Genomic DNA, 8,008 nt, shown 5'->3' with positions numbered 1-8,008 from the left:
CCCCGCCCCCGCCCCGGAAATTCTTGAGCCCATCATGCAGGACCTGGAGGCCCTTAACCGCGAAATGAAGGCCGCCGGGGCCTGGCTGTTCGCCGCCGGTCTTCATCCCACCGATACCGCCACGGTGGTGCGCCGGCAGGGCACCGAGGTGCTCATCACGGACGGTCCCTTCGCAGAAGCCAAGGAACATCTCGGCGGGTTCACCGTCATTGAGGCGGAGGACCTCGACGCCGCGCTCGGCTGGGCCGGCAAGCTGGCCCGCGCCACGACGCTCCCCATCGAAGTACGACCGATCCAGCACTAGGCACCACTGGACATGGCCCGCGAAGCAGCGCCCGCCCCTCCGCCGGAAGCGGCCCCTCCGCCGGAAGCGGCCCCGCCGCCGGAACCCACTCTGCCGCAGGCGGCGAAGGCAGAGATCGCCCGGGTCTTCCGGCAGGAATACGGGCGTGCCGTCGCCGTCCTGACCCGCGTGCTGGGAGATATCGACGCCGCCGAGGACGCCGTCCAGGACGCCTTCACCCTCGCCGTCCAGCACTGGCCGTCAGCCGGCACCCCGCCAAGCCCCGCAGGTTGGATCATCACCACTGCCCGGAACCGTGCGGTCGACCGGCTGCGGCGGGAAGCGGGGCGCTCGGACAAACAACTCAAGGCGACACTGCTGCAGGAGGCCCGCTCCCCGGCTCTGCGGACGCCCGAGGCGCAGGTGATCACTGAACTCTCAAGGGAGGGCACCGTGGACGATGACAGGCTGCGGCTGATTTTCACCTGCTGCCACCCGGCCCTGGCCCCCAATATCCAAGTGGCACTGACGCTGCGGCTGCTGGGTGGACTCACGACGGCGGAAATCGCCCACGCTTTCCTGGTGCCGGAAACCACCATGGCCCAGCGCCTTGTCCGGGCCAAAGCGAAAATCCGGGATGCCCGGATTCCGTACCGCGTGCCGCAGGGGGCCGAGCTCCCGGCGCGCCTGCAACCGGTGCTCGCGGTGGTGTACCTGATCTTCAACGAGGGCTACAGTTCCAGCTCCGCTGGGCCCTCCATCCGGGAGGAGCTCTGCCGGGAGGCGATCAGGCTGGGCCGCCTGCTGGCGGCGCTGATGCCGGATGAACCCGAGGTGACAGGCCTGCTCGCCCTGATGCTGCTGACCGAATCACGGCGCGCGGCGCGGACATCCGGCGGCGGCCTGGTGCTGCTGGCGGAGCAGGACCGGCGCCTCTGGGACCGGGCCCTGATCGCTGAAGGCCAGGCCCTGGTCCGGCAATGTCTGCGGCGGAACCAGCCCGGACGGTACCAGCTCCAGGCCGCGATCAACGCCGTCCACAGCGATGCGCCCGACGCCACAGCCACGGAATGGCGGCAGATCGTCCGGCTCTACGACCTGCTCCTCGAGGTCGCGCCCGGTCCGATCGTTGCTCTGAACCGGGCCGTGGCCCTGGCCGAGCTCGAAGGCCCGGAACCCGCGTTGCGCCTCGCGGACGAGCTCGGGCTGGAGGGCTACCACCTGTTCCACGCCGTCCGCGCGGACTTCCTGGCCCGGCTGGGCCGCGGTGACGAGGCCGCGGCAGCGTACAACGCCGCGCTGCACCTGGTTGAAAACGCGGCGGACCGGCAATTTCTGGAGGCCCGCCTGCGTGACGGCCGCACGGGTGACGGCCGCACGGGTGACGGCCGCAGCCCGAACGCGGGGCCGGTCCCGGGGAAGACCCCAGGAGAGGGAGACGCCGTTTAACGACGAAAGCACCGGCCGTCCGCTACGGGAAAATGGGGGAAAACCCGCCGCGGACCACCGGTGCCGGGCAGACATCCGCATGTCTGCCGCATCACTCGCACCCTCAATGAGGTAGTAACTACGTTACGTACCTAGTTTGTGAAGACCCTGACCCCAGGATGTGAGCTGGCTGTGAATCGGGCCGGACTGCAATGATGGGGACATGAGTAAGCGAATCGCATTCCTGGGCTGTGGATCAATGAACGAGGCCATCATGAGCGGTCTGATCGCGGGCGGAACCGACCCGGCGGACATCGTCGCCACGGTCCGCCGCGCCGAACGGGCCGACGAACTCGCCAAACGGCATCACGGCATCACGGCCATCGCCGGCGAGGAAGAGCCGGAGAACAACAAACAGGCGGCCACCGGCGCCGACGTCGTGATCCTGGGCGTTAAACCCGTGGGCATCGCGGACCTGGCCCGGGAGATCGCCGATTCGCTGGCCCCGGACACGATCGTCATCAGCGTCGCCGCCGCAGTGTCGCTGCAGCAGCTGGAAGCGGCCCTGCCGGCAGGCCAGCCCGTGATCCGGAGTATGCCCAACACCCCGGCGCGGCTGGGCCGTGGCGTCGTGTCCGTCTCGCCGGGCACGCACTGCTCTGCGGCGCAGCTCCAGCTGGCCAAGGACCTCCTGGCTTCCGCGGGAACCGTCGTCGAAATCCCCGAGGACCAGGTCGATGCGCTGTCGGCGATCAGCGGATCAGGCCCGGCCTACGCGTTCTACCTGGCCGAAGCAATGGCGGATGCCGGCGTCGAACTGGGACTGGACCGTGAGCTGTCGCTGCTGATTGCCCGCCAAACCGTCGCCGGGGCCGGCTTTATGCTGGCCGAGCCGGGCGCGGACCCGGCGGCGCTGCGCAAGGCCGTCACCAGCCCCAACGGCACCACCGAACGCGCCATCGCCGCCTTTGACGCCCGCGGCCTGCCCGCGATCATCACCGAGGGCGCCCGGGCCGCGTCCGCCCGGGCAGCGGAGATCACCACGCAGCTGGCCTAGCGGCAGGCGCAGCGCATGACGCAGACCGGTCCGGGTGGCAGGATGGGACCCATGGAACTGCACATCACAGGTGATCCCGCGGCGGACAAACTCCTCAGCGACGACGCGTTTGCACTGCTCACCGGCATGCTGCTTGACCAGCAGGTGACCATGGAATCGGCCTTTGCCGGTCCCGAAAAAATCCGGACGCGCATCGGATCCATGGATCCCGCCGCGATCGCCGGCTACGATCCGCAAGAGTTTGTCGAGATGTTCAAAGAGCGCCCGGCCGTCCACCGGTTCCCCGGATCAATGGCCGGCCGCGTCCAATCCCTTGCTGAGACGGTGCACAAAGACTGGAACGGCGACGCTACTGCCATCTGGACCCAGGGTGACCCCGACGGGCAGGAGGTGCTGCACCGGCTCAAGGCGTTGCCGGGATTCGGAGAGCAAAAAGCGATGATCTTCCTGGCGCTGCTGGGAAAGCAGTGTGGCCTCCAGGCTGAAGGCTGGCGCGAAGCCGCGGGCCACTACGGCCTCGAGGATGCCTTCCTGTCCGTCGCTGACATTGTGGATCCGGAGTCGCTGAGCAAGGTGCGGGCCAGCAAGCAGGCGGCCAAGGCCGCCGCGAAGGCTGCGAAGACCGCCGGCCCCTGACCGTACGCATGCGACGCGCAATCTATCTCATGACGCGCAAAAGCCCTGACGCTGCCGTATTCCAGCAGCGTCAGGGCTTTTGCGCGTCGCCCGACGGAATCCGCCGCGCCGGGGACCGGACCGTGCCAGGCGAAAGGGGACTTCTCCACGCTGTCGATGTGGGTCGGTCTTCCCGGGCTCGGGACCGTTAGGGCCTGGCGGCGAACCTCTCGAGCAGGTCCACGTGCCCGGAAACGATGAGCATGTCCCGTGAGGAAACCTTCGTCTCCGGCCGGGCATAGGTGAAGTCCTCGCCCGGGGATTTCACGCCCACAATGGTGACCCCGTACTTGGACCGGACCTTGGATTCGTCCAGGGTGAAGCCCACGGTTTCGCGCGGCGGATACATCTTCACGATCGCGAAGTCGTCGTCGAATTCGATGAAGTCCAGCATGCGTCCGGAGACCAGGTGCGCGGCCCGGACGCCGGCGTCGGCCTCCGGGTAGATCACGTGGTTTGCGCCGATCCGGGTCAGGATCTTGCCGTGCGAGGGCGTGATCGCTTTGACCCAGAGGTGCTCGATGCCGAGGTCCACGAGGTTCACCGTGATCAGCACCGAGGATTCGATCGAGGTGCCCACGCCCACGACGGCAGAGCTGAACTCCTGCGCGCCGAGCTGGCGGAGGGCGTCGATGTTGGTGGCGTCAGCCTCGACCACGTGCGTCAGGACGCCCGACCATTTCTGCACCAGGTTGCGGTCGCGTTCGATGGCCAGCACCTCGCGGCCCTGCTTGACCAGCTGTTCTGCGGTGGAGGCGCCAAAACGGCCCAGTCCGATCACCAGTACGGGTGCGTTGTGGGCGGGGCGGTTCACGGCGCTTTTGGAACTAGCCAATGATGGGTCTCTCTTCCGGGTAGTGGAATAGCTGGCTGCGCTGGCGCAGCGCCAGGGCAGCGGCAAGGGTGACGGTCCCGACGCGCCCGGCGAACATCAGGATGGTGAGGACGTAGACGCCCGACGGCGGAAGCTCGGCGCTGAGGTTCGTGCTGAGGCCCACCGTGGCGAAAGCGGAAATGGTCTCAAAGAGTACCCGGTCCAGGGATGCCCCGCTGATCTGGAGCAGGAGCATGGCGGACACGGCGACCAGCGTCGCACCGGCGACGATGACGGAGATGGCCACCCGCATGGTCCCCTCGGGGATGGTGCGGCCATACACTTTCACGTCGGAGTCGCCGCGGGCCTCGGCCAGGATCGCCAGGAACATCACGGCGATGGTGGTCACCTTGACGCCGCCCGCGGTCGACGCCGAGCCGCCGCCGGCGAACATGAGGGCGTCGGTCAGGAGCATGGTGGTGGAATCCATCTGGTTCTGGTCCACCAGGTTGAAGCCGCCGGAACGTGTCATCACGGACGCGAAGAGCGAATGGATGACTTTGTCCGCGACGTTCATGCCGCCGATGGTCCTCAGGTTCTCCCACTCCATCAGCCCCCACAGCAGCGTGCCGGACACCAGCAGGATCAGCGAGACCTGAATGGTCAGCTTGGTGTGCAGGTTCCATTTCTTCCAGTTCAGCCCGTTCTGCTGCAGGACCATCACCACGGGGAAACCGAGGCTGCCGAGGAAGACGCCCACCATGAGCGGGACGAGGATCCACAAATCGGTCTCGTAGGGCACGATCCCGTCCGAATGCGGGGTGAAACCGGCGTTGTTGAACGCCGAAATCGCGTAGAACGCCCCGTGCCAGACCGACTGGCCGAAGCTTTCGCCCAGGGTCAGGAAGCGGGGGATCAGCGCGAGGGCCAGGGTGCCTTCGATCACCACCGAGGTGACGATGACGATCCGCAGCAGGGTGCCTACCTCACCGAGTCGGCCGGCGTTCATGGCCTCCTGGGCGATCAGCTTGCCGCGGACACCCAGCTTCTTGCTCACCATGAGGGCCAGCAGCGACGCGAGGGTCAGGGTGCCCAGGCCGCCGACGAAGATGCCGATAAGGATGACGAGCTGGCCGAAGAAGGACCAGTGCACAGCCGTGGACACCACGGTCAGGCCGGTCACGCAGACAGCGGACACGGCAGTGAAGAGTGACTGGTACAGCGGCGTGAATTCCCCGGTGGCCGAGGAGACCGGCAGGGACAACAGGCCCGTGAAAACGAGGATCACCATGCCGAACGCGGAGAGCGCCAGCCGCGCCGGGGTCGTGTTGGCGATGTTGTCGATGAAGTCGCGGAGGCGTGTGAAGATCCACAGGCCCTCCCGCTCCGGTGTGCCGGGGTGCCAGTTTGCCGGGCTCTTGGACCTCGACTGGCTCTGCGTCATGTGTGGCTTATCCTCGCTTGAAACTGCTTCCTTCAGTAGTAAACCACTAAACCCCGCGCAATGACGGGGGAAGGGCGCCCCACGCTCGGGTAGCCTGTGATTGATGACATACCTGCCGGGGCTCGCAAAGACCGCACTGCCAACGACGGTGGTGTGGGATCCATCCATGACTGCCTACAATTTCGGCCACAGCCACCCGATGGCGCCGGAGCGGATGGAGCTGACGGCCAGGCTGGCCAAGAGCCTTGGCCTGCTGGATCTGGAGCACGTCACGGTCTCGGCCCCGGAAGTCGCCACTGACGCCGAGTTGAGCACGGTCCACAGCCCTGAGTTCGTCGCCGCCGTGCGGCGGGTGAGCGCGGATCCCGGGACCCCGGACCTGGCCCGCGGACTCGGTACCGAGGACGACCCGGCCTTCGCCGGCATGCACGAGGCCAGTGCCCGGCTGGCCGGCGGCTCCCTGCTGGCCGCCGCCGCCATCCTGGACGGCAGCGCTGTCCGGGCCGTGAACTTCGGCGGGGGCATGCACCACGCGGCCCGCGAACGCGCGAGCGGTTTCTGCATCTACAACGACGCGGCCCTCGCCATCCAGCGGCTGCTCGACGGCGGCATGCAGCGCGTGGTGTACATCGACATCGATGCCCACCACGGCGACGGAACCCAGAGCATCTTCTGGGACGATCCGCGTGTGCTGACGATTTCCCTGCACGAGACGGGGCTGACCCTGTTCCCGGGCACCGGTTACGCCAATGAGATCGGCGGGCCCAATGCGCAGGGAACCGCGGTGAACGTGGCCCTGCCGGCCGGTACCGGGGACGGCGGCTGGCTGCGGGCCTTCCACGCCGTGGTGCCCCAGCTCGTGGGCGCATTCGAGCCGGAGGTCATCGTGAGCCAGCACGGCTGTGACTCCCACCGGCTGGACCCGCTCACACATCTGAACATCAGCGTCGACGGCCAGCGCGAGGCCGCCACTGCCATCGGCAACCTCGCCGCGCGCTACTGCGAGAACCGCTGGATCTCCACCGGGGGAGGCGGCTACAACGTCATCACCGTGGTGCCGCGGGCGTGGAGCCACCTGATCGCCATCGCGGCCGGGTGCCCGGTCCCGCTCCGCACCCCCGTCCCGGAGGACTGGCGCAGGTATGTGAAGGAAAAGTACGGGGCCAAGTACGGGGTGGCCGCGCCGGAGATGATGGGCGACGACGTCGACCTATGGTGGCGCTCCTGGGAAGTCGGCTTCGATCCGAACGACGAGGTGGACCGGACCGTGATGGCCACCCGCAAGGAAGTCTTCCCGCTCTACGGCCTGGACCCCTGGTTCGACTAATGGGGGTCGTTCAGGGTCCCTGCTCCGGCTGGCGCCCTGGCTGAACCGCTGCCGAAGCGTCGGTGCCGGGCTTCTCGGTCTGGAACACGACCCCCGCCGCACCGATGATCCAGCCCAGCAGCGAGAGCGAGAAGGCCCCCACCAGGTCGGTGGACGCGGTGCCCTTCACCAGCCACACGGCAAGCACCAGCAGCCCGATCACGAGGTACACCATCAGCGCCGCGATGATCCGCCCGGAGAGCTTCGTGGTGATCCCGCCGGGGTCCAGGACGCCGTCCCGTGCCTGCCCGCCGCTTTCTTCCTCCCGGCGCACCTCGGCAATGGTGAATCCCAAGGCTGAGGCGGTCAGCGAACTCAGCGAGGTGGACAGCACCCCGGCGGCGCACACAACGGCTCCGTTCAATTTGGGCGGGGTGCCCGGCACCTCCGGGACGAACACCCAGACCTGCAGCAACACGCTGCCCCAGACGATCACGAACAGGGCCAGGAACACGGCGGCGATGATGTTGAAAAGCTGTTTCCGGAAGAAGTCCCCCACGGCGGTCCACTCCTCTGCGTCGGTAGGCTGTGGCCTCACCTGCCGGGAAGGCGGTGCGTCCGTTCTAGCACCGCGCCCGGTCCCGGGCAATGCCCGGCGGCTATGTTCCGGGGCCGCCATTTAGTGGATGCCATCCGGCGTATATGTCGCTAGTGTGGAGGGCATGGTGACAGACGACGTATTTGCCGTCATTGCTGAGGCAACCCGGCGTGACATTCTGGTATCCCTGCGCAAGGGGGACAAAGCAGTGGGTGAGCTGGTCCAGGAGCTCGAGGCCAGCCAGCCCACCATTTCCAAGCACCTGAAAGTACTCCGCGAAGCGGATCTGGTGAGCATGCGCGCGCAGGGCCAAAAGCGCTATTACGCGCTCAATCCCAAGCCGCTCGCCGGGATCGCCAGCTGGCTGCAGACCTTCGACGTCGGCGGCGCCGCGTCTGAGCCC

The 8,008-nt window shown here is 67.4% G+C and carries 9 protein-coding genes; 6 read left to right on the top strand and 3 right to left on the bottom strand.

Annotated features, from left to right (window positions below; translation table 11 throughout):
* From BJQ90_RS12465 to BJQ90_RS12450, 4 genes are all read left to right on the top strand, one after another.
* On the top strand, positions 1-304 hold a 304-nt coding region (locus BJQ90_RS12465; RefSeq protein ID WP_226760568.1), incomplete at its 5' end, for a YciI family protein.
* A 12-nt stretch (positions 305-316) separates the two neighbouring features.
* Entirely contained in the window at positions 317-1,732 is a 1,416-nt protein-coding gene (locus BJQ90_RS12460; RefSeq protein ID WP_226760567.1) for an RNA polymerase sigma factor, read from the top strand.
* A 202-nt stretch (positions 1,733-1,934) separates the two neighbouring features.
* Positions 1,935-2,768 (top strand): pyrroline-5-carboxylate reductase, encoded by an 834-nt coding sequence (proC, locus tag BJQ90_RS12455; RefSeq protein WP_226760566.1) that lies wholly within the window; start codon positions 1,935-1,937, stop codon positions 2,766-2,768.
* 51 nt (positions 2,769-2,819) lie between these two features.
* The gene (locus tag BJQ90_RS12450; RefSeq protein ID WP_226760565.1) at positions 2,820-3,404 is read left to right on the top strand and encodes an HhH-GPD-type base excision DNA repair protein; all 585 of its coding nucleotides are present in this window, start codon (positions 2,820-2,822) and stop codon (positions 3,402-3,404) included.
* A gap of 187 nt (positions 3,405-3,591) precedes the next feature.
* Here the strand turns inward: BJQ90_RS12450 and BJQ90_RS12445 are convergent, their stop codons facing one another.
* Entirely contained in the window at positions 3,592-4,278 is a 687-nt protein-coding gene (locus tag BJQ90_RS12445; protein WP_226760564.1) for a potassium channel family protein, read from the bottom strand.
* Positions 4,271-5,701, bottom strand: coding sequence for a TrkH family potassium uptake protein (locus BJQ90_RS12440; RefSeq protein ID WP_226760563.1), 1,431 nt, complete (start codon positions 5,699-5,701; stop codon positions 4,271-4,273). Before BJQ90_RS12440 ends, BJQ90_RS12445 begins: the two co-directional genes overlap by 8 nt.
* 103 nt (positions 5,702-5,804) lie before the next feature.
* Between BJQ90_RS12440 and BJQ90_RS12435 the strand changes: the two genes are divergently transcribed.
* The gene (locus BJQ90_RS12435) at positions 5,805-7,028 is read left to right on the top strand and encodes an acetoin utilization protein AcuC (RefSeq protein ID WP_226760562.1); all 1,224 of its coding nucleotides are present in this window, start codon (positions 5,805-5,807) and stop codon (positions 7,026-7,028) included.
* A gap of 10 nt (positions 7,029-7,038) precedes the next feature.
* Here BJQ90_RS12435 and BJQ90_RS12430 read toward each other — a convergent pair whose 3' ends face one another.
* The gene (locus BJQ90_RS12430) at positions 7,039-7,605 is read right to left on the bottom strand and encodes a hypothetical protein (protein ID WP_226760561.1); all 567 of its coding nucleotides are present in this window, start codon (positions 7,603-7,605) and stop codon (positions 7,039-7,041) included.
* 124 nt (positions 7,606-7,729) lie between these two features.
* On the opposite strand from BJQ90_RS12430, the gene BJQ90_RS12425 reads away from it, so the two are divergent.
* On the top strand, positions 7,730-8,008 hold a 279-nt coding region (locus tag BJQ90_RS12425; protein WP_226760560.1), incomplete at its 3' end, for an ArsR/SmtB family transcription factor.

The organism is Arthrobacter sp. SO3 (genome assembly GCF_020532825.1).
GTDB lineage: Bacteria > Actinomycetota > Actinomycetes > Actinomycetales > Micrococcaceae > Arthrobacter.
This window is presented reverse-complemented; position numbering and strand designations above follow the sequence as displayed.

Bases quoted from the DNA above. Each gene is read 5' to 3' on its own strand.
- BJQ90_RS12450 (WP_226760565.1), top strand. From the start codon at position 2,820: ATGGAACTGCACATCACAGGTGATCCCGCGGCGGACAAACTCCTCAGC.
- proC (WP_226760566.1), top strand. From the start codon at position 1,935: ATGAGTAAGCGAATCGCATTCCTGGGCTGTGGATCAATGAACGAGGCC.
- BJQ90_RS12440 (WP_226760563.1), bottom strand. From the start codon at position 5,701: ATGACGCAGAGCCAGTCGAGGTCCAAGAGCCCGGCAAACTGGCACCCC.
- BJQ90_RS12435 (WP_226760562.1), top strand. From the start codon at position 5,805: ATGACATACCTGCCGGGGCTCGCAAAGACCGCACTGCCAACGACGGTG.
- BJQ90_RS12460 (WP_226760567.1), top strand. From the start codon at position 317: ATGGCCCGCGAAGCAGCGCCCGCCCCTCCGCCGGAAGCGGCCCCTCCG.